Origin of the sequence: Bradyrhizobium sp. CCBAU 11434 (assembly GCF_028128895.1) — a bacterium.
In the GTDB taxonomy this organism is placed as follows: domain Bacteria; phylum Pseudomonadota; class Alphaproteobacteria; order Rhizobiales; family Xanthobacteraceae; genus Bradyrhizobium; species Bradyrhizobium zhengyangense.
The window spans coordinates 13,187-37,750 of the sequence record NZ_LBJX01000096.1 but is presented as its reverse complement, the minus strand read 5'-3'; the positions used below and the strand labels follow the sequence as shown (position 1 = coordinate 37,750).

Annotated in this window: 21 protein-coding genes; 12 read left to right on the top strand and 9 right to left on the bottom strand. The window is 65.1% G+C overall.

The window, feature by feature from the left end; genetic code table 11:
* Window positions 1–88: 88 nt before the first annotated feature.
* The 3 genes from XI06_RS26960 to XI06_RS26950 form a co-directional block, all read right to left on the bottom strand.
* Window positions 89–2,632, bottom strand: a complete 2,544-nt coding sequence (locus tag XI06_RS26960; protein ID WP_237866721.1) for an HWE histidine kinase domain-containing protein — start codon at window positions 2,630–2,632, stop codon at window positions 89–91.
* On the bottom strand, window positions 2,629–3,213 hold the full coding sequence (locus XI06_RS26955) for a biliverdin-producing heme oxygenase (protein WP_237870189.1): 585 nt from the start codon (window positions 3,211–3,213) through the stop codon (window positions 2,629–2,631). Before XI06_RS26955 ends, XI06_RS26960 begins: the two co-directional genes overlap by 4 nt.
* Window positions 3,214–3,323: 110 nt before the next feature.
* Window positions 3,324–3,770 (bottom strand): nuclear transport factor 2 family protein, encoded by a 447-nt coding sequence (locus tag XI06_RS26950; protein WP_237870186.1) that lies wholly within the window; start codon window positions 3,768–3,770, stop codon window positions 3,324–3,326.
* A gap of 90 nt (window positions 3,771–3,860) precedes the next feature.
* Between XI06_RS26950 and XI06_RS26945 the strand changes: the two genes are divergently transcribed.
* Window positions 3,861–4,778: a LysR family transcriptional regulator gene (locus XI06_RS26945; protein ID WP_237889653.1), complete on the top strand. Its 918-nt coding sequence runs from the start codon at window positions 3,861–3,863 to the stop codon at window positions 4,776–4,778.
* Between the two features lie 188 nt (window positions 4,779–4,966).
* Here XI06_RS26945 and XI06_RS26940 read toward each other — a convergent pair whose 3' ends face one another.
* The gene (locus XI06_RS26940; RefSeq protein ID WP_237870182.1) at window positions 4,967–5,587 is read right to left on the bottom strand and encodes a glutathione S-transferase family protein; all 621 of its coding nucleotides are present in this window, start codon (window positions 5,585–5,587) and stop codon (window positions 4,967–4,969) included.
* Between the two features lie 130 nt (window positions 5,588–5,717).
* Between XI06_RS26940 and XI06_RS26935 the strand changes: the two genes are divergently transcribed.
* Window positions 5,718–6,995, top strand: coding sequence for a flavin-dependent oxidoreductase (locus XI06_RS26935; RefSeq protein WP_237889365.1), 1,278 nt, complete (start codon window positions 5,718–5,720; stop codon window positions 6,993–6,995).
* A gap of 71 nt (window positions 6,996–7,066) precedes the next feature.
* Here XI06_RS26935 and XI06_RS26930 read toward each other — a convergent pair whose 3' ends face one another.
* The gene (locus XI06_RS26930) at window positions 7,067–7,492 is read right to left on the bottom strand and encodes a PaaI family thioesterase (protein WP_237870178.1); all 426 of its coding nucleotides are present in this window, start codon (window positions 7,490–7,492) and stop codon (window positions 7,067–7,069) included.
* Window positions 7,493–7,745: 253 nt separating this feature from the next.
* On the opposite strand from XI06_RS26930, the gene XI06_RS26925 reads away from it, so the two are divergent.
* Entirely contained in the window at window positions 7,746–9,491 is a 1,746-nt protein-coding gene (locus tag XI06_RS26925; RefSeq protein WP_237889361.1) for a sensor domain-containing diguanylate cyclase, read from the top strand.
* A gap of 4 nt (window positions 9,492–9,495) precedes the next feature.
* On the opposite strand, the gene mutY is transcribed toward XI06_RS26925, so the two are convergent.
* A complete protein-coding gene (gene mutY / locus XI06_RS26920) occupies window positions 9,496–10,593 on the bottom strand; it encodes an A/G-specific adenine glycosylase (RefSeq protein ID WP_237870174.1) in 1,098 nt (365 codons plus the stop codon).
* Window positions 10,594–10,715: 122 nt separating this feature from the next.
* On the opposite strand from mutY, the gene XI06_RS26915 reads away from it, so the two are divergent.
* The 9 genes from XI06_RS26915 to XI06_RS26875 all read left to right on the top strand — a co-directional run bounded on the left by XI06_RS26915 (window position 10,716) and on the right by XI06_RS26875 (window position 20,956).
* Window positions 10,716–11,207: a DUF721 domain-containing protein gene (locus XI06_RS26915; RefSeq protein WP_237870172.1), complete on the top strand. Its 492-nt coding sequence runs from the start codon at window positions 10,716–10,718 to the stop codon at window positions 11,205–11,207.
* A gap of 149 nt (window positions 11,208–11,356) precedes the next feature.
* Window positions 11,357–12,013: a DsbA family protein gene (locus tag XI06_RS26910; RefSeq protein ID WP_237870694.1), complete on the top strand. Its 657-nt coding sequence runs from the start codon at window positions 11,357–11,359 to the stop codon at window positions 12,011–12,013.
* Window positions 12,014–12,229: 216 nt separating this feature from the next.
* Window positions 12,230–15,694, top strand: a complete 3,465-nt coding sequence (gene smc, locus XI06_RS26905) for a chromosome segregation protein SMC (protein ID WP_237889357.1) — start codon at window positions 12,230–12,232, stop codon at window positions 15,692–15,694.
* Between the two features lie 131 nt (window positions 15,695–15,825).
* Window positions 15,826–16,830 (top strand): small ribosomal subunit Rsm22 family protein, encoded by a 1,005-nt coding sequence (locus XI06_RS26900; RefSeq protein ID WP_271606937.1) that lies wholly within the window; start codon window positions 15,826–15,828, stop codon window positions 16,828–16,830.
* Between the two features lie 111 nt (window positions 16,831–16,941).
* Window positions 16,942–17,502, top strand: coding sequence for a LemA family protein (locus XI06_RS26895; protein ID WP_237870166.1), 561 nt, complete (start codon window positions 16,942–16,944; stop codon window positions 17,500–17,502).
* 31 nt (window positions 17,503–17,533) lie between these two features.
* The gene (locus XI06_RS26890) at window positions 17,534–18,790 is read left to right on the top strand and encodes a M48 family metallopeptidase (RefSeq protein WP_271606936.1); all 1,257 of its coding nucleotides are present in this window, start codon (window positions 17,534–17,536) and stop codon (window positions 18,788–18,790) included.
* Window positions 18,791–18,998: 208 nt separating this feature from the next.
* Window positions 18,999–19,751 (top strand): hypothetical protein, encoded by a 753-nt coding sequence (locus tag XI06_RS26885; protein WP_237866696.1) that lies wholly within the window; start codon window positions 18,999–19,001, stop codon window positions 19,749–19,751.
* A 59-nt stretch (window positions 19,752–19,810) separates the two neighbouring features.
* Window positions 19,811–20,479: a hypothetical protein gene (locus tag XI06_RS26880; protein WP_271606935.1), complete on the top strand. Its 669-nt coding sequence runs from the start codon at window positions 19,811–19,813 to the stop codon at window positions 20,477–20,479.
* 144 nt (window positions 20,480–20,623) lie between these two features.
* Window positions 20,624–20,956 carry a GIY-YIG nuclease family protein gene (locus XI06_RS26875; RefSeq protein ID WP_271606934.1) on the top strand — a complete coding sequence of 111 codons (333 nt, stop codon included), beginning with the start codon at window positions 20,624–20,626 and terminating at the stop codon, window positions 20,954–20,956.
* A gap of 18 nt (window positions 20,957–20,974) precedes the next feature.
* Here XI06_RS26875 and XI06_RS26870 read toward each other — a convergent pair whose 3' ends face one another.
* From XI06_RS26870 to XI06_RS26860, 3 genes are all read right to left on the bottom strand, one after another.
* Complete coding sequence (locus XI06_RS26870; RefSeq protein ID WP_011085277.1) at window positions 20,975–21,514, bottom strand: adenine phosphoribosyltransferase; 540 nt, start codon at window positions 21,512–21,514, stop codon at window positions 20,975–20,977.
* A gap of 9 nt (window positions 21,515–21,523) precedes the next feature.
* Window positions 21,524–23,689: an anthranilate synthase component I gene (locus XI06_RS26865; RefSeq protein ID WP_271606933.1), complete on the bottom strand. Its 2,166-nt coding sequence runs from the start codon at window positions 23,687–23,689 to the stop codon at window positions 21,524–21,526.
* Between the two features lie 231 nt (window positions 23,690–23,920).
* A complete protein-coding gene (locus XI06_RS26860) occupies window positions 23,921–24,520 on the bottom strand; it encodes a hypothetical protein (RefSeq protein ID WP_237866689.1) in 600 nt (199 codons plus the stop codon).
* Window positions 24,521–24,564 lie beyond the last annotated feature (44 nt).

The following is a 24,564-nucleotide window of genomic DNA, read 5'->3' as shown; positions in this document are numbered from 1 at the left end:
AAGGGTTCGGTACAAGCGGATCAGCCGGCGCGGCTTGCGGGAACTGCTCTCGGTCAGAACCGAGCGCAGCATGTCCGGACCCACGATATCAGGCGGTCGCCTGCTGCAATTTGCCGAGCGCGTTCTCGACCACTTCCAGCGTGTACGGCTTCTGCACCACCGGCGCCGAGGCGAGGTCGACGGGGATCGGCGCACGCTCGCCGTAGCCGGTCGCGAAGATGAAGGGCACGCCGATCTCCTTCAGCCTCAAGGCCACCTTGATGCTGCTCTCACTGCCGAGATTGAGGTCTAGCAGCGCAAAGCTCGGGCGCGTGCGCTCGATCGCGCGCATCGCCTGGTCGACGCTCGCCGCCGTATCGACATGCCGCGCCCCGAGATCGAGCAGGATCACCTCCGCCGCCATGGCGATGATGAGATTGTCCTCGACGATCAGGGCGGTGTCGGAGATGCGGGGACGGGCGGGCTGCTGTTCCTCGATGCGCATGGCGGCTCCTGCGATTGACGGCACCAGCTCGACGAAGTTCGGCGGGATCACGAACCTCGCCTGCACGCCGAGCAGGTCGAAGCGGATTTCGGCTTCGCCCTTGAGGTCGAACGGGACGGAACGCTCGATGATGGTGGTGCCGAAACCGCGGCGCGACGGCGGCTGCACCGGCGGACCGCCGCTCTCCTTCCACTCGATCTCGAGGCTCGAATTCGGGTCGACCCGCCAGATCACCTCGACCTGGCCGGTGGAATCGGCGAGCGCGCCGTATTTGGCGGAGTTCGTCATCATCTCGTGGACGACGAGCGCCAGCGTCGCGAACGCCTTGGGATCGAGCGCAACGTCGGGTCCGTCGATCTTCACGCGATCGGCGCGGGAGCCGAGATAGGCCCCGGCCTCGGATTCCAGCAGCGTCCGCAGCGCCACCGGCGCCCAGTTCAGATTGGTGATCTGGTCGTGTGCGCGCGCGAGCGCCTGGATGCGACCGCCGAGCACGCTGGCGAACTCGTCCACATTTCTTGCGGTGTCCTTGCTCTGCGCCACCAGCGCACGCACCAGGCTCAGGATGTTGCGGACGCGATGATTGAGCTCGGCAATCATCAGCTCCTGCCGCTCCTGCGCGCCGCGGCGCTCGCGCGCCGCAAGGTCGGACAGTTGCAGGATCACTTCGAGCAGCGTGACGCGCAGGCTCTCGGCGATGCGGATGTCGGCCGCCGACCACGGCTTGGACTGGCCCGCGACCGTCTCCTGCCAGAGCTCAAAGCTCTTGCGCGGCGTCAGGCGCGGCCCGTTCGGGCCTTCCTCGTAGACCTTGTCGGGCGCGCCCGCCCAGTTCACCGAACGCACCACCTCGCGCCGGAAAAAAATCAGGCAGTCGCGCGGCGTGCGCGAGATCGGAATGGCGAGGAAGCCGGCGGCGCGGTCACGAAACACCTCGCCGGCCGCATAGAGCTTTGCGATCTCCGCGCTGGCACAGATGCGGCCCGGCGAAGTCCGGTTGATGAAAGCGACGAGGTCCTTGACCTCGTCCTCCGTCGGCGTCTCGCCGTCGAGCGTGATCCTGTTGTCGGACCAGACCGCGACGCCATCGCAGGCGATCATCTTGCGGTAATCGCCGACGAAGTCGACGATCGCACGCCGGCTATGCTCGTGCGTGCCGGCGATCTCGATCAACCCCTCCTGGATCTTCTGGGCGTTGGCCTCGTAGGCCATATCACCCTCGCGCTCGCGCCCTTCCACGATCCAGGAGAACATCTGCCCGAACAGCTCGGACGCCGTCCGCTTCTCGAACGAGATGTAGCGCGGCGAATAATGGTGGCAGGCGAACAGCCCCCACAGCTTGCCGTCGCGCAGGATCGACACAGACATCGAGGCGCTGACGCCCATGTTGCGCAGATATTCGATATGGATCGGCGACACAGCGCGCAGCACGCTCATGGACAGATCGAGCAGCCCCGCATTGTGCGCTGCGGTCGACAGCAATGCGGCCGGCCTGGCGTTGATGTCGGCGATGATGCGCAGCCAGTTGCGCTGATAGAGGATGCGGGCCTGCCTGGGGATGTCGGAGGCCGGGTAATGCAGGCCGAGAAATTTCTCGAGGCCTGCTTCCGCAGCCTCCGCGATCACCTCGCCCGATCCGTCCGGGTGAAATTGATAGACCATGACGCGGTCGAAGCCGGTCAGAACTTTAAGCTGGCGCGCCGCTTCGCGGGCTAGCTCAGCCATGCCGCGGGTCTTGCGGATGCGCTCCAGCATCAGCCGCACCAGCTCGCCCGAATTGACACCCGCCTCGACGACGCTGGGCTCGGCCTCGACGACCACATACGCGCCGGAAAAATGGATCGATAGATCGTAAAGCGGCTTGCCCGGCTGGAGCTCGACGCCGAACACGCGTTCGGTTGAATCAGGGCCGCCGAGCTGATCGACGCGGCTGCGGATGGTCTCGATCGCGGCTGCGGAGAACACTCTTGCGAGCGGCTGCTGCAGCAGATCGGTGACGTCGCCGCCGAGGAAGCTGCCGGCATTGTCCGACGCCATGCAGATCGTGAAGTCCGACAGCAGCGTCAGCAGGAAGCCGAACGGCTGCACGTTGCCGGGAATGTGGATCGGCTCGCGATCGCAATTGGTGAGATTGACCGCCTCGTTCATGCGCGATCCGCCGCCCGCTCGAATGCAGCAAAGGCGCTGCGCGCCGCCGCGATCGCCTCGTCCTCGTCGCAGCCCTCTTGGCTGGCAAGCTTCGCCAGAAAGCTCTGCCACAGTCGCTTGCCGGCGCCGTGGCTGAGATAGGCGGCGGCCTGTCCGATGCGCGGATCAGCCGCATCCGCGACGGCCTTCAGCAGGAATTTTGCACCGAGCCGGGATCCCTCCAGCACGTACATGGTGCCGATCACGCCGCTCCGTGTCAGCGGCTGCACCGACACGGTGGCATGCGCCTCCCGGCCGAGCCGGTCGAGATCCACAGCGATTGCGGCGCTCCGCGCCCGCTCCGGCCAGTCCGGAAAGTATTTGGCGACGCCGGCGTCCACGAGCGCGGCTTCGAGCGGCAGCAGAGCGCCCGCGCTGGCTTGGAGAAAACGTCGATAGCCGGAAAGCACGGTGAGATCGAACGCGGACATCTGCGCGTCGAGTTCGTGATGTGCCGCAGCCGTCGCGTCTCTCAATCGTTCACGGAGTCCGGGAAAGCTTCGCCCTGCCTGTATTGATACGTCCGAAGCCCCAGCCAGCATGAAATTCCCAAACGCGCGCAAAGCCGGCGCGCAATTGCCCCGGAAACGAACGAACGCGGGCGGGACAAAAATGTTCCCGCCCGGTTCCAGCCGTTCGGGCCGGCATTTTTCTAGCCGGTAGCGGCGTTCCGAGCCGATTGCGGGAAAAGCCCGAGCGCCTTCTCGGTCAGCACGGAGTCGCAGTACTCGCGGATCTCCTTGATCTTGCCGCCCTCGAACCGAAACACCAGGCAATAGTCATTGTCGTAGCGCACCCCTTCGGGCGTGACGTTGTCGCCCTTGGCTTCGACCACGACGATGTCGCCATCAGCGATGAAGCGCTCGGCGACCGTGCGCGTGCGGTCGCGCAGGCGCGTGCGCACATACCCGTGCAGATCGTTGAGGATCGCCTCCCTGCCTGCGAAGGTGCGCGACCAGGAATATTGGCCGGTGACGATCCATTTGGCGTCGTCGGCAAGGCTTGCGGTGAACAGCGATCGGTCGCGGACATCCGGGTCGGGGCTGGCGGCGGCGGCGAAAATGTCCTGCATCAGTTTCTTGTTGGCGCTCGCACTCATGGCGGCATCTCCTTTCATGGCAACACGGAGAACATCAGCGCTTGATGAGAATTCTTCAAATCGATAGCGGATATGATATTTATTCGCCTCATGAATTTGAATTCGCTCGATCTCAATCTACTCACCGCGCTCGACGCCCTGCTGCGCGAGGCGAATGTCAGCCGCGCCGCCATGCGCATCGGGCTGTCACAGCCAGCCACCAGCCATGCTCTTCAGCGGCTGCGCGATATCTTTGGCGACCCGCTGCTGGTGCGAACCGGCGCACGAATGGAGCTGACGCCGCGGGCGCAAGCCCTGCGCGCCCCGCTGGCGCAAGCGCTTGATCAGGTCCGCGGGCTGTTCGTGCCCGAGGAATTCGACGCCGCGCGCAGCGAGCGGTCGTTTCGCCTGATGATGCCTGATCTCGCCGTCGAGCTATTGATGCCGCCTTTGATGGAGAAGGTGACGCGCCTTGCGCCCAACGTCCGCATCGACGTCGTGCCGTGGCGGGGACCGGCGATCTTCCACGCAGAATTCGCCCGCACCATCGACCTCGTGATCTCGATCGGCAACGCCTTCAAGGGGTTTCATCGCCAGTTGCTCTACACCGACAGCGATGCGCTGGCGGTACGGCGCGGCCACCCCATGGGCGCCAAGCTGAAGCGGCGCGAGGCGTTCCTCGCCGCGCGCCATGTCGGCGTGATCATCCGCGGCCAGCCCGAAGACCTGATCGACACCTGGCTGCGCAGCAAAGGCATCGAGCGGCATATTTCGCTGGTGGTCTCGGGCTATCTCGAAGCGCTGCACGTCGCCGCCCGGACCGACCTCGTCGCCTTCGTGCCGCGGCGGCTGATCGCGGCGCTGTCAAAACAGTTCGGCCTTGTCGCGGTCGCGCCACCGCTCGATCCCGGGATCGACGAGCAGTTCATGTTCTATCCGACACGGGCGCAGATGGACCCGGGCTCGATCTGGCTGCGGCGGCTGATGCTGGAGACGGGGCGGGAGTTGGAGAAGCGGAAAGCCGGGTGAGAAGCGGCTTCGTCAAACTCGGTGTCGTCCCGGACAAGCGCGCCCCAAGCGCGCGCCGATCCGGGATCCATAACCACAGAACGTCGTTTGGCGAAGTTCGTGGTTGCCAGTGCGCGCGGCAACCTCTCCCTGGGGGTATGGGTCCCGTTCTGCGCTGACGCTTGCCCGGGACGACGGCGGAGAGCTGGTTACGCCTTCTGCGCGTCTATCACCTTGCGGATCGCCGGGCGATCCAGCATGCGCTTGAAATGGTCGGCGATCTTCGGCGTGGCGTTGATGTCGACGCTATCGCCTTCGAGCCAGTGCGAGAGGGTGTGGAGATAGGGATCGCAGATCGTGAACTGATCGCCCATCACCCACGGACCTTTGAACATCGTCTTCTCGATCAGCTTGAAGCAGGCGCCCATGGTCTGCGGCACCATCGCCTTCATGTCGGCGAACGAGCTCTCCTGCGTCGCCCAGCGCGCGCCGCGCATCTTGTGGGCGTGATTGATGTGCACGGTCGAGCAGAGGTAGGAATTGAACGACTGCACCTGCGCGAAGTCGAAGGGATCGTCGAGCGGCGCGAGTTTCGCCTTCGGGAAGGTTTGCGCGATATAGGCCAGCATCGCCGGCGTCTCGGTCAGGACGCCGCGGTCGGTCACCAGGGCCGGGACGCGCCCTTTCGGGTTGATGGCGAGATAGGCCGGGCTGTTCTGCTGATTGTCCTTGAAGCTCAGCCTTTCAGCCGTGTAGTCGGCGCCGGCTTCTTCCAGGGTCATGTAAGTGGCGAGCGCGCAGGTGCCGGTGGCGTAGTAGAGTTTGAGCATGTCGGACCTCACAGGAAGGCTGGAAACTAACGGCTGTTGCCCCCGAGGTCTATAGCACGACATCCTCTTCGCAGTTGCCCACATCCGCCCGCCTGTGCCAAGACCGCCCACAATCGGAGGGGGTTTTGTCATGACGGTACTTATCGCCGGCGGCGGCATCGGCGGACTGACGCTTGCGCTCAGCCTGCATCAAATCGGTGTTCCCGTAAAAGTGTTCGAGAGCGTCGCGGAATTGAAGCCGCTCGGCGTCGGCATCAATGTGCTGCCGCATGCGGTGCGCGAGCTGATCGAGCTCGGGCTGCTGGACAGGCTGGACGCCAGCGGCGTGCGGACCCGCGAGCTCGCCTATTTCTCCAAGCACGGCAAGCCGATCTGGAGCGAGCCGCGCGGGCTTGAGGCCGGCTACAAATGGCCGCAGTTCTCGATCCATCGTGGCACGCTGCAGCAGATCCTGCTCGATGCCGCAATCGAGCGGCTCGGCCGCGATAACATTTTGACCAGCCACCACCTGACCGGCTGGACCGAGACGGCCAGCGGCGTGCGTGCCGACTTCATCGACAGGGCGACCGGCAAAGCCGCGGGCACATATGAAGGCGCGATCCTGATCGCCGCCGACGGCATCCATTCCGCCGCGCGCGAAAAGCTCTATCCGAACGAGGGGCCGCCGATCTGGAACGGCCGCATCCTCTGGCGCGGCGTCACGCCGGCAAAAGCCTTCCTCACCGGCCGCACCATGATCATGGCCGGCCACGAGATTCTGAAATTCGTCTGCTATCCGATCTCGAAGGAGCCGGACGCAGCAGGCAACCACCTCATCAACTGGGTCGCCGAGCGGCACATGCCGCCGACCTATCAGTGGCGGCGCGAGGACTATAACCGCACCGCGCGGCTGGAAGAGTTCCTGCCCTGGTTCGAGAGCTGGACATTCGACTGGCTCGACGTGCCCGGCCTGATCAGGAATTGCCCGCACGCCTACGAATATCCGCTGGTGGACCGCGATCCGGTCTCGCAATGGACGTTCGGCAAGGTGACGCTGATGGGCGACGCCGCGCATCCGATGTACCCGATCGGCTCGAACGGCGCCTCGCAGGCGATCCTCGATGCCCGCACCATCACCCGCGACATCCTGGCGCATGGCCCGACGACCGCAGCGCTGCTCGCTTATGAGGCCGAGCGGCGGCCTGCGACCACCGACCTCGTGCTGCTCAACCGCAAGAACGGCCCCGAGCAGGTGATGCAGCTCGTCGAAGAGCGCGCGCCTGATGGTTACAAGGTCGTCACCGACGTGCTGTCGCAGAAGGAGCTGGAGGACATCGCCGCGAACTACAAGCGCGTCGCGGGCTTCCAGGTCGAGGCACTGAACGCCAAGCCGCCAATCGTGAGCAAGGACGCGCGGGCGAGGGTGTAAGCTTCCACTTCGGGCGCGATGCCGATTGGTGTGCCCTCGCCCCTTGCGGGAGAGGGCAGTGGAGTACGCGGCTAGACTCTGCCCACCACCCGCGCCGCCTCCAGCAGCCGCTCGCTGGCGCTCGCCGTCGCAAGTACCGTGCCGTCCTCGGCCATCAGCTTGGCCTCGACGAACGCGATGGTCTTGCCGAGCTGCGTCACCCTGGCTTCGCCGATGATCGGCCCAGGCTTTGCGGGGCTGAGAAAATTCACGGTCATGCTGATGGTCGTGGTGTAGAGCCGGCCCTCGCTCATCACGAGGACGGCGGGTCCCATGGTGTCGTCGAGCATGGCCGAGAGCATGCCGCCCTGGATGTAACCGGCCGGGTTGCAGAACTCGGGTCTGCCTTCGAAGACGAGCTTGATCCATCCCTCGTCAGGTTTCGCGTCGAGCAGGCGCCAGCCCAACAGCTCGGCGCAGGGCGGCATTTTGAAGCTATCGAGCGCGGTCTTGACCATGCGAACCCTCCGTTGCCGTCGAGTTGATAGCCCCGGCCTGCTGACAACCTCATGGCAACAAGCGACCGCCGGAGCGCAAAACTTCCGGGGATTTACGGAAAACTGTACGGTTTCAGGTCATTCCGCCTGCGATTAAGCCAACTTCAACCACGCGGTTTCACGACCGATTCAATACGATCCAATTGGGCAATCGGCCGGTAAACGGTTGGAAGTTACCACATGGCATGAGCGACGGTGAAACCGGAGCCTTTCCATGCGAGCCCTCTTGCAACAGGCGGCAAGCCGCCTGCACGCGATCGAAGATCGACTGACCGTACGGACGCAGATCGCTGCAGCCGTTGCCGCGATGTCCATCGTGCTGGTGGGCACGCTCGCTGCCGGCGCCGCCCTCATCAGCTACAGACACACCGCGACCCTGATCGAGAGCAGCGTCGCCGGAATTGCATCCAGCACCTCCGGCCGGCTCGACCGTTTCATGGCGACGCGGCAGCAGGAAATGAAGCTGTTCACCGAGCTTGAGCCGATGCAACGGCTGTGGCAGGGCGATCCGAATAAGCTGCGCAGCGCGCTCGAAGCGCTTCAGCGCAATTTCGAATTTACCTGGATCGGCTTTGCCGACCTCAACGGCGATGTCGTCGCCTCGACCGGCGGCCTGCTGCAGGGCAAGTCCGTGACGGCGCGCCCCTGGTTCAAGCAGGGTCTTGAGAAGGTCGTGGTTGGCGACGTGCACGAGGCCATCCTGCTGTCCTCCTTGCTCACCCAGCGCGCCAACAACGAACCCTATCGCTTCGTCGATATCGCCCTGCCCGTGCGCGATGCCTCCGGCAAGGTGATCGGCGTGCTCGGCGGACATCTGGACTGGTCCTGGGCCAGCAGTTTGATCAAGGACGTCGAAGCCAATGACGGCAACACCGACACCCGGCTCTCGATCCTCAGCAAGAGCGGCATGGTTCTTGTCGGGCCGCAGAAGGAAACCATCCGCTACGACGGCGACGAGCTTGCCGGCATCCTGAAGGCCGGCGACGGCACCTTCCGCGAGAAGGTGGACGGCCAGCAGATGCTGACCGCATTCCATGTCGGCAACGGCTTCCGCGACTATCAGGGACTCAACTGGATCGTCACGGCGAGCCAGCCGGCGAGCGTGGCGCTGAAGGCGGCGATCTCGTCGGCGCAGATGATCTTGGCGATCGGCGCCGTCATCGCATTGATCGCGCTATCGCTGGCCGTGCTGGTCTCGCGCCGGATCGCGGGCCCGATCATCGCGCTGACGCAGGAAGCCGATCGCATCGGACGCGCCCACGGCCCGACCATGCTGGCGCGACAGAGCGGCTCGGTTGAGGTGGTCCAGCTCTCGCGCGCACTGCGCTCGCTGCTGCGCCGCATCGGTCATGCCGAGGAACGCACCAAGGAAGCCGAATTGCGCGCAAGCGAAAACGCGATGCAGCTCCAGGAGGACATGCTGAAGCTGCGAGAGCTCGCCGACACCGACTTCATGACTGGCCTGATGAACCGCCGCTCCTTCCTCGCGGTTGCCGACGACGCCGTCGCCTTCAGCCGACGCTACAAGCGCAACATGGCGACCTTGATGATCGACATCGATCATTTCAAGAAGATCAACGACAGCCATGGCCATGCCGCCGGCGACGACGCGATCAAGCATGTCGCCGACGTCATCAGCCAGTCGATCCGGACCACTGACAAGGCGGCCCGCTTCGGCGGCGAGGAATTCGTGGTGCTGCTGCGCGAGATCGATCAGGAGACCGCGGTGCTGCTTGCCGACCGCATCAGGACCTCGATCGAGAGCGCAGTGGTGCGCCACGGCGAGGCCGTCATCCCCCTCACCGTCTCAATCGGACTCGCATTGTTCGACGAGGGAGACCGCGACGTGCAGGACGTGATCGAGCGCGCCGACCAGGGCCTCTATGTCGCCAAGAAGACCGGGCGCAACCGCACCTTCCTGATGCCCGCGACCGAGGACCGCGCGGCGCGCGCCGCCTGAGGCGTCACTCCAGCGCGTGCGCAATCACCTTGCGCATGACATTCGGCAGCGCCTCGTCGGCCAGCGTCGCGATCGGCACCCAGCGCATGCCCGCAGGCGCGCGGGCGCGGGCTTCGGCCTTCGCGGTGTAGACCACAAGTTCCAGCGGAAAATGCGTGAAGACGTGGGTGACCACGCCGACCTTGCGCTGCCAGCGCGACAGCCCCCTCATATCAGGTGCCTGCTGTTTCGCCGCCGCGTCTTCCTGTCCGGAAAGCCAGTCAGAACCCGGCACTTCGGTCATACCGCCGAGCAGGCCCTTTTCGGGCCGGCTGCGTACCAGCAGCTCGTCGCCGCGCGTGACGACGAAGGCGGCACCGCGCCGCAGGGTCCCGCTCTTCTTCGGCGCCTTGCGCGGAAACGTCTCCTGCGTGCCCTGCGCGCGCGCCGCGCAATCCTCGTTCAATGGGCATAGCGAGCAGGCCGGCTTCTTCGGCGTGCAGATCGAGGCGCCCAGATCCATCAGGGCCTGGGCACTGTCGCCGGCGCGTGAGTTGGCCAGGAGAGTCGCCGCCAGTTGCTGGATCAACGACTTGGCCTGCGGCAGCTCCTCCTCGACCGCATACAGACGCGAGACCACGCGCTCGATATTGCCGTCGACCGGCATGGTGTGACGATCGAAGGCGATCGCGGCAATCGCGGCTGCCGTGTAGGGCCCGATGCCTGGAAGCGCTCGCAGCCTCTCCTCCGTATCGGGAAAGACACCGCCGTGCTCGCACGCCACCGCAACTGCGCAGGCATAGAGGTTGCGCGCACGCGAATAATAGCCGAGCCCAGCCCACATCCGCAGCACATCATCAAGAGACGCACTCCCGAGCGCCGCGACATCAGGCCAGCGCGCGACGAATTTCTCGAAATAGGGCCCGACCGCCTTCACCGTGGTCTGCTGCAGCATAATCTCCGACAGCCAGACGCGATAAGGGTCCGATATCTCGCCGGGCGCCGCGCGCCAGGGCAGCCTGCGACGGTGGCGATCGTACCACGCGAGCAGCAGCGTGGGACGCGCCGAACCCGCCGACTGAACTGGTTCCGACTTGGCCTTAAGGGCAGATTTCGGGCTCATGGTCTCACTGTAGCGACCTCACGCCGATGTCTCCACGTCAGGCCCGCGCTCGTCGCGGGCATCCACGTCTTTCTTCGTTGCGAGGAGCCTGCGGGCCGTGAGTTGGGGTGCTATAAGGCCCCATGGCCAAATTCCCTCCCAAACCCGGCCCCATCAGCGCCAAGCCGCTCGGGATCCTGCTCAACGACGTCTTTGCCGAGGCTTATGCCAAGCAGGGATTTGCGTCGCGCGAGCTGGTGACGCGGTGGACGCAGATCGCGGGGCCCGAGATCGCAGCGCATGCCGAGCCCTTGAAGCTGCAATGGCCGCGTCCCGTGGAGGGCCAGCCGCAGGAGCCGGCGACGCTGGTGCTGCGGGTCGAGGGGCCGATGGTGCTGGAAATCCAGCACTCGGCCGACGTGATCCTGGAGCGGGTGAACCGCTTCTTCGGCTGGAGCGCAGTCGGCAAACTCGCCTTCCGCCAAGCCCCCCTGTCGCGGCCCCGGCGCCCGGTGCGGCCCAGCCCGCCGGACCCCAAGCTGGTCGCCAAGGTGGCGGAAGGCCTGGGGGACATCGAAGATGAAGAATTGAAGACGGCGCTGGCGCGGCTTGGGGCCGCCATCAAGCGAAATTGAGCCTCATTCCCTGGCTATTCTGGACCTGGCCCTGCCGCTCGCCATTGCCTCAAACCACGTTTCAAGCTAGCGACAGGCCGCCCGGGAACCTTCATACCGGCCATGATATGAAGACCTGGGGCGAGATCACGCCAATTCGGGAGCCGACCTTGATCATCACCCGCCGCGCCTTCACCACGATGCTGTCGCTGACCGGTCTTGCCGCGATCGCCGGGCTCTCGCCGCTGCGGTTCATCTCCGAGGCAATGGCGCAGGCCGCTGGCGATGTCGCCAAGCCGGTGTCGCTGCCCGACATGGCGCTGGGCCCCAAGGACGCAGCCGTCACCATCACCGAATTTGCCTCGATGACCTGCCCGCATTGCGCGGCCTTCAACGAGCAGGTCTTCCCCAAGATCAAGTCGGAATACATCGACACCGGCAAGGTGCGCTACATCTTCCGCGAGTTCCCGCTCGATATCAAAGCCGCCGCCGGCTCGATGCTGTCGCGCTGCATCGCCAAGGACGACGCCGCGAAATACTTCGCGGTCACCGACATGTTGTTCCGCCAGCAGAGCGACTGGGTGACGAAGAACACCACCGAGACCCTGACCCGGATCGGCAAGCAGGCCGGCCTCACGCAAGCGCAGGTCGAAACCTGCCTGAAGGACCAGGCGTTGCTCGACAAGATCGCCGCCGACCAGAAATACGCCAGCGACGTCCTGAAGGTGGATTCGACGCCGACCTTCTTCATCAACGGCGAGAAGATCAAGGGCGAGGCCTCGTTCGAGGAGTTCGCCAAGAAGATCAACCCGCTGCTGAAGAGCTGATTCGCTCGTCAAGATCCTGATTCGCATCTCGAAAGCCGTATCTTTCCCGGCATAAATCCCTTGGGAAAAGCGGCTTTCGCTGGTTGCCCTCGCGGCGCACCGCGGCCATTGTCCGCCGCATGAGGCGCCTCGCGCGACTCACCCAGAGAGTGACATTGCCTTCCATGGTACTGTCCCGGCAGGGGGATTCGCGCCTGCCAACAGAGATGCGTGCTTATGAAAATCACCCGCCTGCGCCTACACGGATTCAAGTCCTTCGTTGAGCCGACGGACTTCGTCATCGAGCCCGGCCTGACCGGCGTGGTCGGACCCAACGGCTGCGGCAAGTCGAATCTCGTCGAGGCGCTGCGCTGGGCGATGGGTGAAACCTCGTACAAGAGCTTGCGCGCCGCCGACATGGACGCGGTCATCTTCGCAGGCTCCGGCAACCGTCCCGCGCGCAACCACGCCGAAGTGACGATGACGATCGACAATGCCGATCGCACCGCGCCGGCGGCGATGAACGACAGCCAGTTGCTGGAAATCTCCCGCCGCATCGAGCGCGAAGCGGGCTCGGTCTATCGCATCAACGGCCGCGACGTGCGCGCCCGCGACGTGCAGATTTTGTTCGCGGACGCCGCCACCGGCGCGCGCTCGCCGGCCCTCGTCCACCAGGGCAAGATCGGCGAGATCATCCAGGCCAAGCCCGAGCAGCGCCGCCGCGTGCTCGAAGACGCCGCGGGCGTCGCCGGTCTGCACGCCCGCCGCCACGAGGCCGAGCTGCGGCTGAAGGCGGCCGAAACCAACCTCACCCGCGTCGAGGACGTGATCGGCCAGCTCGCAGGTCAGATGGAGGGCCTGAAGAAGCAGGCTCGCCAGGCCGTGCGCTACCGCGAGGTCGCGGCCAAGGTCCGCAAGGCGGAAGCGACGCTGTTCCACCTGCGCTGGATCGGCGCCCATGCCGACGTCAACGAGTCAGGCCAGACCCATGATCTCGCCGTGCGCGAGATGGCCGAGCGCACCCAGCACCAGGCCGAAGCCGCCCGCATCCAGGCGATCCGCGCCGCCGAGATGCCGGCGCTGCGCGATGCCGAAGCGCGCGCCGCCGCCGGCCTCCAGCGCCTGACCAATGCCCGCGAGCTGCTCGACCGCGAGGAAGAGCGCGCCAAGGAGCGCGTCGCCGAGCTCGAGCGCCGGCTCGCCCAGTTCGAAGGCGACATCTCACGCGCCCAGCAGCAGACCATGGACGCCGACGTCGCGCTGCAGCGGCTCGACACCGAAGACGCCGAGCTGAAGGAAGAGATCAAGTCGCGCGTCGAGAAGCGCTCCGGCGTCGACGAGCGCGTCGGCGAGGCCGAGGCGGTGCTGACCGAGACCGAGCAGCAATTCGCTGAGCTGACCACCGCGCTCGCCGACCTCACCGCCAAGCGCAACCAGTTAGAGGCCAACGTCCGCACCCACCGCGACAAGCTCGCCCGTCTCGACCAGGAGATCGCGAACGTCGCCGCCGAAGAGCAGAAGCTCGCTGCCGAGACCGGCGGCTTCGGCGATCTCGACGAGCTGACCGCAACGGTCGAGACCGCCGAGCAGACTCTGGCCGCTTCGGAAGCCGCAGCTCAAGCGAGCGAAGCTGCGCATGTCGCCGCACGACAGACACTGGAATCCTCGCGCTCCCCGCTGGTCGAAGCCGACAAGCGCGTACAGCGGCTCGATACCGAGGCGCGCACGATCTCGAAAATTGTCAACGGCGAGACCAAGAATCTGTGGCCGCCGATCATCGACGGCATCACCGTCGACAAGGGTTTTGAAAAGGCGATTGGCGCTGCGCTCGGCGACGATCTCGATGCGCCGATCGATCCCTCGGCGCCGATGCGCTGGACCAATGTCGGACACGCCGAAGGCGATCCGGAACTCCCCGAAGGCGTCACCCCGCTCGCCAACCACGTTCAGGCGCCGGCCGAGCTGACGCGCCGCCTTGCTCAGATCGGCGTGGTGCCGCGGGAGCGCGGGGCCGAGCTGGTGTCGCAGCTCAAGACCGGCCAACGCCTGGTCTCGCCCGAGGGCGACGTCTGGCGCTGGGACGGCTTTGTCGCCGCCGCGCACGCCCCGACCGGCGCGGCACGGCGCCTCGCCGAGCGCGCTCGCCTCGTCGACATCGAGAACGAGCTGGAGCAGGCCCGCATCGACGCGCAGATCAAGCGTCAGGCGCTTGAGAATGCCGAATCCGAATTGCAGATGGCGGCCAGCACCGAAGGCGCCAGCCGCGAAGCCATGCGAGCCGCGCAGCGCGAGCTGAACGTTGCGCGCGAGCGCCACGCTGCCGCCGAGCGCGAGATCAGCCGCCACGCCGCGCGCAAGGCGACGCTGTCGGAAGCGCATAGCCGTCTTGCCGCCGACCGCGCCGAGGCCGAGGCCGCCTACGAATATGCCGAGGCCGGCATCAGCGAGCTGCCGTCGAGCGAGGACACCGAGACCCGTCTCGCCGCCGTCCGCAGCGACATCGACGGACATCGCCGCATCGCCGCCCAGGTCCGCGCCGAGGCGCAGGCGCTGGCGCGCGAGGCCGAGCTTGCCGACCGCCGCGTCCAGGCGATCCTGGCCGAGCGCACCGAGTGGGCGAACCGCAAGGAAAGCGCGGCCTCCCATATCGACACAATCCAGGCCCGCATTGCCGAGCTCACGATCGAGCGCAGCGAACTCGAAAACGCGCCGGCCGTGTTCGCCGAGAAGCGTAGCGCGCTCATCACCGAGATCGAATACGCCGAGAACGACCGGCGCATGGCCGCCGATGCGCTCGCAACCGCCGAGACCGCGATGGCCGAGACTGACCGCGTCGCCAAGCTGACCCTCGAGGCGCTGTCCAGCTCCCGCGAGGCCACCGCCCGTGCCGAGGAGCGCATGGAAGGCGCGCGGCGCCGGCTCGAGGACATCGAACGCGAAATCCGCGACATGCTCGAAGTCGAGCCGCAGGCCGTCGCTGGTCTAGCCGAGATCGAGCCCGGCGCCGAGCTGCCGCCGCTGCACGACATCGAGGAAGACCTCGAGAAGATGCGCCGCGACCGCGAGCGCCTCGGCGCCGTCAATTTGCGCGCCGAGGAAGAGCTGCGCGAGGTCGAGACCCAGCACACCGGCCTCGTCACCGAGCGCGACGATTTGGTCGAAGCCATCAAGCGGCTGCGCCAGGGCATCCAGAGCCTCAACAAGGAGGCCCGCGAGCGCCTCTTGACCTCGTTCGAGGTCGTCAACAACCACTTCAAGCGCCTGTTCGTCGAGCTGTTCGGCGGCGGTGAAGCCGCGCTGCACCTGATCGAGAGCGACGATCCGCTGGAAGCCGGTCTCGAAATCATCGCCAAGCCCCCCGGCAAGAAGCCGCAGACGCTGTCGCTGCTCTCGGGCGGCGAGCAGGCGCTGACTGCGATGGCGCTGATCTTCGCGGTGTTCTTGACCAACCCCTCGCCGATCTGCGTGCTGGACGAAGTCGACGCGCCGCTCGACGACCACAACGTCGAACGGTACTGCAACCTCTTGCACGAAATGACCGGCTCGACCGACACGCGCTTCATCATCATCACGCACAATCCGATCACGATGGCGCGCATGAACCGTCTGTTCGGCGTCACCATGGCCGAGCGCGGCGTCTCCCAGCTGGTCTCGGTGAGCCTTGCCGAAGCCGTGGACATTCTCGACCAGAACGTGGCGTGAGGCTGCGGTCGTTCCGCACCCATTGACGTCATCATCCGCGAAAGCGGATGATCCAGTACGCCGTGCCGTCTTGGTCTAGTGGCGCTGCCTCGGAATACTGGATGCCCCGCCTTCGCGGGGCATGACTGCGGATGATGATAGCTCCTACTCTCCCCGCCGAACTCAAGGCCGCGCTCGACGCCAGGCTGCAGGGATTCTCCCGCACCGACGCCGCGCAGCGATCGCAAAAAATCTCGACGACCTATCGCGCCGGCGGCGGCTCAGGCACCATCAAGTCCGAGGCTGACGCGCTCGCCTACGCGCTGGCGCGGATGCCGGCCACTTACGCCGCCGTCGCTGCAAGCCTGAGCGCGCTCACCGAGATCGCCCCCGACTTCACCCCGGAAACATTGCTCGACGTCGGCGCGGGCCCGGGCACCGCGAGCTGGGCCGCCGCGGAAGCATTCTCCTCGCTGCAGGATTTTACCTTGCTCGACGCCAACGCCACCTTGAGCCGTCTCGCGCTCGAGCTCTCGCGCGACAGCTCGCGCCTGTCCGAATGCCGCTACCTGCCCGGCGATGCCGCCACCAACCTCGCCGAGGTCTCGCAAGCCGATCTCGTCGTCGCGAGCTACATCATTGGCGAGCTCGGCGAGAGCGACCAGCGCAAGCTCGCGGAGACAATGTGGGCCAAAGCGCGCCACGCGCTGGTCGTGATCGAGCCCGGCACGCCTGCCGGCTACACCCGCATTCTCGCACTGCGCCAGCAACTGATCGCGGCAGGCGCCTTCGTCGCCGCGCCCTGCCCGCACGAAAAGCCTTGCCCGCTCGTGGCGCCCGATTGGTGCCATTTCAACCAGCGCCTTCCGCGCTCCCAGGCACACCGCCAGATCAAGGGCGCCGAGGTGCCGTTCGAGGACGAACGCTTCATCTACGTCGCCTTGACCCGCACGCCGCGCGCGGCCGGCGCCGCCCGCGTGCTGGCGCCACCGGAGGTCGGCAAGGTCGAGATCACGGCTAAGCTCTGCACCGAGGACGGCGTCGCCATTACCAAGGTGCCGCGGCGGGACAAGGCCGCATATGCGGACGCCCGCCGCTGGCGATGGGGTGATACCGTCCTGTCCGAAAGTGAACCCCGTTCCCCGCTTTTCCCTTGAACTCGGATGGCTGCCGATCCGACCAAGTCTTACCTTCCCTTCGCGCGGGGCTCTCCCCCGGCTCCATTTTAGTTTAGGCTGTCCGCTCCAATTTGCTTTCAGGAGTTCTCCATGTCGACCGGCTGGATCGTTCTCGGCGTAATCGTCGTTCTCGTGTTCTTGGCCTTCAGCGCCTACAACCGGCTGGTGGCGCTGGGTCAGCGCGTTGGCCAGGCCTTTGCCGATGTCGACGTGCAGCTCAAGCAGCGTCATGACCTGATTCCGAACCTGGTCGAGACGGTGAAGGGCTATGCCTCGCACGAGCGCGGCACACTCGACGACGTCATCAAGGCGCGCAATTCGGCGATGTCGGCACAGGGACCGGCGCAGGTCTCCGCTGCCGAAAACCAGCTCTCCGGCGCGCTCGGCCGGCTGATCGCGCTGTCGGAGGCCTATCCGGACCTCAAGGCCAACGCCAATTTCCAGCAGCTTGCGAGCGAGCTCTCCGACCTTGAGAACAAGATCGCGGCGAGCCGCCGCTTCTTCAACAACGCGGTCCAGGAATACAACACCGGCATCCAGCAGATGCCCGCCGCTTTGTTCGCCGGCATGTTCGGTTTCACCAAGAAGGACTTCTTCGATCTCGGCACCAGCCGCACCGAGGTCGAGGCAGCGCCTCAGGTGAAGTTCTGATCTGAGCCGAGAAGCCGGCAGGGCGCGCGTCATGGCCGCGTATGGTCTCTACACGCACATCGCCTCGAACAAGTTTCGTTCGATGCTGCTGCTCGGCGGTCTGTTCGCGCTGGTCTATGTGCTGGTCTTTGCCGGCGCGCTTGTCGCCGAGGTCGTCACCAACGGCAATGAGACCGTCGCCTATTATCTGAACCGGGGCTTCCACGATCTCATCGTCGCCTTTCCCTTTGCGACGGCTGGGGCGATTGCCTGGATCGTCATCGCCTATTTCTTCCATCAGTCGATGATCGATGCGGTAACCGGCGGGCACGACGTCACCCGCCAGGAGGAGCCGCGGCTCTACAATCTCCTGGAAAATCTCTGCATCTCGCGCGGCATCACCATGCCGAAGCTGAAGATCATGGAAAGCCCGGCGCTGAACGCGTTCGCGACCGGCCTCAATCCGCGGCAATATGCCGTCACCGTCACCACCGGTCTCCTGAAGGCGCTGAACGACCAGGAGATCGAGGCGGTGCTGGGCCACGAACTGACCCACATCAGGAACGGCGACGTGCAGCTGATGGTGGTCGCCGTGATCATCGCCGGCGTGGTCGGCTTTTTCGGCGAATTGTTCTTCCGCTTGTTCACCAATTTGAGCTGGAGTTCCGGTGGCGGATCGTGGTCGTCGGGCTCCTCCTCATCGTCCCGCTCGTCCTCCTCGTCGAGCGACAACAAGAATTCCGGCGGCGGCGCGATCATCGTCATCATCATCGCGGTCGTGCTGATCGTGGTGGCCTGGCTGGTCTCGCAGGTGGTCAAGCTCGCGCTGTCGCGCTCGCGCGAATATCTCGCCGATGCCGGCTCGGTCGAGTTGACGAAAAACCCTGATGCTATGATCTCGGCTCTGCGCAAGATCGAAGGCCGCGGCGAATTGCCGGGCGCGACCTCGGCGGTGATGGAGCTGTGCCTGGACAATCCGCGCGAAGGCTTTTCCGATCTGTTCGCGACCCACCCCTCGGTACAGTCCCGCGTCGACGCGCTGGTCAAATTCGCCGGCGGTCATGATCCCGGTCCGCTGCCGCCGCCCGGTGAAGAGACGGACCAACCCGAGACCGACGAGCCCGAGGCACAAGCCGATCAACAAAACGCCCCTCCTCCGGTCCCGCATGGCCCGTGGAATGATGCAGGCAACCCGCCCGGTCCGCCGCCCGTGCCCGCGCCGAGCCCTGCCGGAACCGCTGCCGGTAATCCGCTCGGCCCTCTGGGCAATCCCATAGGTAATCCTCTGGGTCCTTGGGGCCGCCATTAAGCGAGCAATTCATCACGCCTTGCAGCCGGTTTCACGGCCTTTGGGAAAAACTCCGGGAATTGCCGCTGGGCTGCGCCAGAGATTTGAATTCTCCCTTGTTTCTGCCATGTTCGCGCCCAACAGCAGACTCGGGACCATCCTTGGGACATCGATTTGGGGCCCGGCCGATCGCGACCTCGCGATCGGGGGCTCGCGTTAGGGGACAGCAATGGCAAAGCCGGCAGTGGTTGTGGTGGGCGCGGACAAGGGCGGGGTCGGCAAGACCACGGTATCGCGCACCCTGCTCGATTATTTCTCAGCCAACAACGTGCCGACGCGCGCGTTCGACACGGAGTCGCCGCGGGGAACGCTGAAGCGCTTCCACCCTGATATCACCGAGATCGTCGACATGACGACGACGGCTGATCAGATGAAGATCTTCGATACGCTCAACGCGACAAGCCCGTCCGTCACCGTGATCGACGTCCGCGCCGGCCTGCTGTCGCCGGCGCTGGCCTCGCTGCGCGACATCGGTTTCCTCGACGCCGCCAAGGCCGGCCAGATCACCTTCGCGGTGTTCCACATCCTGGGACCCTCGATCGCCTCGCTGGACGAGATCGCCGAGACGGCGGGCTTCATGACCGGCGCAAAATACTTCCTGGTGAAGAACTTCATCAACGACACCCAGTTCTTCCAGTGGGACCAGGCGACCTATAATTCCTACTTCCACCGCATCAAGGACGCGACCGAGCTGACCATCCCGAAGCTGAACGAAATGGCCTATGAGCAAGTCGAGGTCTCCTCGGTCCCGTTCCTGAAATTCGTGGCCAACAAGGGCATCCACGACGAGGCTGCGAACTATTCCTTCGTGCTGCGCGGCTATGTCCGGCACTGGCTGGCCAATGTCTGGAGCGAGTTCGACCGGATCCGCCTGACCGACATCGTCGGGTCGAAACCGGTGACCCGCAACAGCGAAAAATAGTTGCGAAGGCGGGCTGATACGGCTGGATTGAGCGGTGAGTTCGCTCAGATAATAGCGTGATGCCCGCGACGCCCCTCTACATCATCTGCTCGCCCCGCCCGCAGGTCGGCAAGACGCTGCTGGCGCGGCTATTGAGCGAATTCCTGCTGCTCAAGAACGGCAATGTCGCGGCCTTCGACGTCAATCTGAAGGAGCCGTCGCTGCTCGACTACCTGCCGAAGGTGACCGAGACCGCCGACGTGATCGATACCTACGGCAAGATGCAGCTGATGGATCGCGTCATCGTCGACGACGGTCTTGCCAAGGTCATCGACCTTGGCTTCCACGCCTTCGACGAATTCTTCAAGATGACCGACGAGATCGGCCTGCTGAAGGAAGCGGCACGCCGGCATGTCGCACCACAGATCCTGTTCGTCGCCGACACCGACCGCGTTTCGGCCCGTGCCCACGAGATGCTGCGCCAGCAGATCCCGCGGATGAACCTGATCACCGTCGACAACGAGTTCGTCATCCGTGGCGAGCTGCCGCCCGCGATGGGAGGCGGCCGGCTGGTCCGCCTTCCCGCGCTGCCCGGCTTCCTCAAGACCTATATCGACCGGCTGAGCTTCTCCTTCACCGGCTATCTGCGCCAGGAGAAGGATTCCTCGACCGAGCTGCACCAATGGATCCGGCGCAACTATCTCGCCCTCCGAGAGCTTGAGCTCAGCCTGATCCTGCAACGGTCCTGAGAGGCGTCATTCCGGGGCGCGACGAGGTCGCGAACCCGGAATGACGACCACGAGGGCTGAATATTTTATCCGGGTAATATTGACGCCGCGCGTCCTTGCCGCTACTGAGGCTGCACAACAGCATCCCTCAGCAAGGCCCCCCCTGTGACGATCGACCGGAAAGCAGCCATCGCCGCCTACAAGGAGCGGAAGACCGTTGCGGGCATTTTCGTCGTCCGCTGCGCAGCCTCCGGCGAGGCCTGGGTCGGCCAGGCCCCGAACCTCGAGACCATCCAGAACCGCATCTGGTTCACGCTGCGCCAGGGCGGCCACCCCTGCCGCAGTCTCCAGGCCGCCTGGAACGCGCATGGCGAAGCCGGCCTGAGCTTTGGCAAATGCGAGCGGCTGGAGGACGAGGAGAGCGCTTATGTCCGGAATGCGCTGCTAAAGGAGCGCGCGCTGCATTGGCAGACGGAGCTCAAGGCCGAGGCGATCTAGGACCGCCTCAGCGGCACCTTAGTGCCCCTCGAACGTCATCAGCGTACGCACCGGCACGTCCATGGCGCGCAGCTTGGCGGCGCCGCCGAGTTCGGGCAGGTCGATGATGAAGCAGGCCGCGACGACATTGGCGCCGATCTGGCGCAGCAGCTTCACCGCGCCCTCCGCGGTGCCGCCGGTGGCGATGAGATCGTCGACCAGGATGACGCGCTCACCGGGCTGGATCGCGTCGACATGCATCTCCATCTCGTCGATGCCGTATTCCAGCGAATAGGCGATCCGTACGGTGGTGTGCGGCAGCTTGCCCTTCTTGCGGATCGGCACGAAACCGGCCGAGAGCTGATGGGCCACCGCGCCGCCGATGATGAAGCCGCGCGCTTCCATGCCGGCGACCTTGTCGATCTTGTTGCCGGCCCAGGGATTGACGAGCTCGTCGACCGCGCGGCGGAAGGCGCGCGCATCCGCGAGCAAGGTCGTGATGTCGCGGAACATGATCCCCGGCTTCGGATAGTCGGGGATGGTGCGGACGCTCGCCTTCAAATCGTGGTCAAAGGTCATTGGTGCCTCTCAATTGACCGGCGCATCCAGCCGGAACGCATTCTCAACAATTCGCAAGCCCACCTCGCCGCCGAGCGACATCAGCGATTCCGGGTGGAATTGCACGCCGGCGACCGGCAGGGTCTTGTGCTCCAGCGCCATGGCAACGCCGTCCTCGGTGCTGGCGGTGACGCTAAGCACATCAGGCATGCTGTCGCGCTCGACAAAGAGCGAGTGATAGCGGCCAATGACGATCTCGTTCGGCAGATTGCGCATCAGGCGCCCGCCGCGCACCTGCACCCGCGAGGGCCGTCCGTGCGCGGGATGGGTGAGCTGGCCGAGCTCGCCGCCAAAATATTCGCCAATCGCCTGCACGCCGAGGCAGACGCCGAACACCGGCAGCTTGTTCTCCAGCGCCGCGTCGATGGTTTTCTTGATCCCGAAATCCTCCGGGCGGCCTGGCCCTGGCGACAGCACCAGCAAATCCCACCTCTTCTGCTCGAGCATGTCGAGCGCATGCACATAGCGGACCACGGTGACGCTCGCGCCCACCTGACGGAAGTAATCGGCGAGCATATGCACAAAGCTGTCGTCGTGATCGATCAACAGCACGCGCTTGCCCGAACCGGTCGCATCAGGAGCAAAGCTCGACAGCGGCTTCGGCGGATCGCCGCGGAGCGCCTGGAACAGCGCTGCGGCCTTGACCTGGCATTCGCGATCTTCCGCAGCCGGATCGGAATCGAACAGACAGGTGGCGCCGACGCGCACTTCAGCCAGGCCATCCTTCATGCGGATGGTGCGGATGGTGAGGCCGGTGTTGATGCTGCCGTCGAAATTCACCGCGCCGATCGCGCCGGCATACCAGCGCCGCGGCGAGCGCTCATGGTCCTCGACGAACTGCATCGCCCACAGTTTTGGCGCACCTGTCACGGTGACAGCCCAGGCATGGGTGAGAAAGGCATCGAGCGCATCGAAACCGGGGCGCAGCATGCCTTCGACGTGATCGACGGTGTGGAACAGCTTCGAATAGGTCTCGATCTGCCGGCGCGCCAGCACCTTGATCGTGCCGGGCACGCAGACACGCGCCTTGTCGTTGCGATCGACGTCGGTGCACATGTTGAGCTCGAACTCGTCCTTCTCCGAGTTCAGGAGCTGGCGGATCTGCTCGGCATCGCCGATCGCGTCGGTGCCGCGCGCGATCGTCCCTGATATCGGGCAGGTCTCGACGCGGCGTCCGTCGGAGCGCACGAACATTTCCGGCGACGCGGAGACAAGGAATTCGCCATCACCGAGATTCATCAGCGCGCCGTAGGGCGACGGGTTGATGACGCAGAGGCGCTGGAACACTTCGGCCGGCGAGCGCTCGCAGGGCTCGGCAAAGAGCTGGCCCGGCACGGCCTCGAACAGATCGCCGCGGGCAAAGGCGGCACGCGCGGTCTCGACCGTCGCCTGATATTCGCCGGGCGCGTGATCGGCAAAGCCCTGGCGATCCGTCTTCACATACGGACTCTCGGCCGTCTCGCGCGGCAGGCCTTCGGTGAACTTGCCCTTCCAGGCGAAATCGTAGGAGAGCACGACGCCGCGCCCGGTGGCGCGGTCATAGGCCAGCAGGCGATCGGGGACATAAAGCACGATGTCGCGCTGGTCATTCTCGCGCGCACGCTTCTGCACGAGGTCCTCGATCTGGAAGACGAGGTCGTAGGCGAAGGCGCCGAACAGGCCGAGCAGCCCGTCGTCATTGGCGTAGAAAGCGGCGATGATGTCGCGCACCAGCGACATCACGCTGGCGCGCCGCGTGCGCTGGTCTTCCTCGACTGGCGCATCGCCGCGGATGATATGGCCGGCAAGACGCGTCGTGGTCTTCTCGGAGATCACGACGCAGGGCTCGCGCAGGACGTCAGCGAGGAAGGCGATCAACACCTCGCCACGCGTGTTGAGTGCCTCCAGCCTGAAATCGGTGCCGACGGTCTCGAGCTTGAGCGGCGGATCGGAGAAGCCGAGGTCAAAGCTCTCGTAACGGCCCGGCACGGTCGTGCCCGAGGACAGCACCACGCCGCGGCGGCGGTCGAGCAGGTTGATGAGGTCGTCGAGCCGGTTGGCGTGACCGGTAAACTGCTCGGCCACGCGCGTGATCGCAAGACCGCCGCGGGTGACATAATCGCTTCTGGGTGGAAGGGCGAAGACTGTCCTGTTCATGTGGTCCTCTTACGAAACTTGCCGAGGGAACGCCACACAGGACAAACGATCAGGCCGCCGCGCTGTGCTGGCGACCTCTGACGATTTTGGGAGAATAAATCGCACCGGCCACCTCTTAGGAGGTGCGCCACCAACGACGGGATGGGCGGGCTGCGGTGCTCATGGGCCGGATACTCACCATGGCCCGGGGACGGCGTCAAGAGCCGCCGCCTTCGGTCGCCGGCTTTTGGGCTATTGCTCGGCCGGGCCAGGCCGCCAGTCGAATTTGCGCTTCTTCCGGTCCCATTTCAGGACCGCGAAGTTATCGCACTCCATACAGGCCCAGGCCACGATGCTGTTGTCGTCCCCCTTCTGCAGGGCACCGAATTGGTGATCCGTCCGCACGGCATTCACGAACCGGATCTTTGGCTTCCCTTCCGCCGATTGATCCAGGATGAGAATAAACCTGCCCTTTTGACCTGTGCACTCCTCGAAGACGCCGACCAACGCGACCTGCTTGGGCGCCGTACCATCGAAGCGCCCCTCAACGGCGAAGGACATGTTGGCGGCTGCCATCGCATCCGTACCACCCTCGAAGAGCAATTCCCTTGGAATGAGGTCTTTGCGGAATTCAGTGGCCTTGCACCAGTTCTTTCTTATCTCCCTGACGGGAAGACCGCGAACCTCCGTTGTGAACGGATGGAAGTCGGCAAGGACCCACCAGGCGATACTCTTAAGGTCGCCCTCAATGGTCACGAATGCCGGCTCGGCCTGAGCCTGCGCTGCGACTAACCAACAGCACAGAGCAAATATCCACCGCGCGGCGCGGACGAACGTAAATTTATGAAGCATGGCCTCACTCCCGCAAGAACGTGCGATACCAACTCTCCGCACGC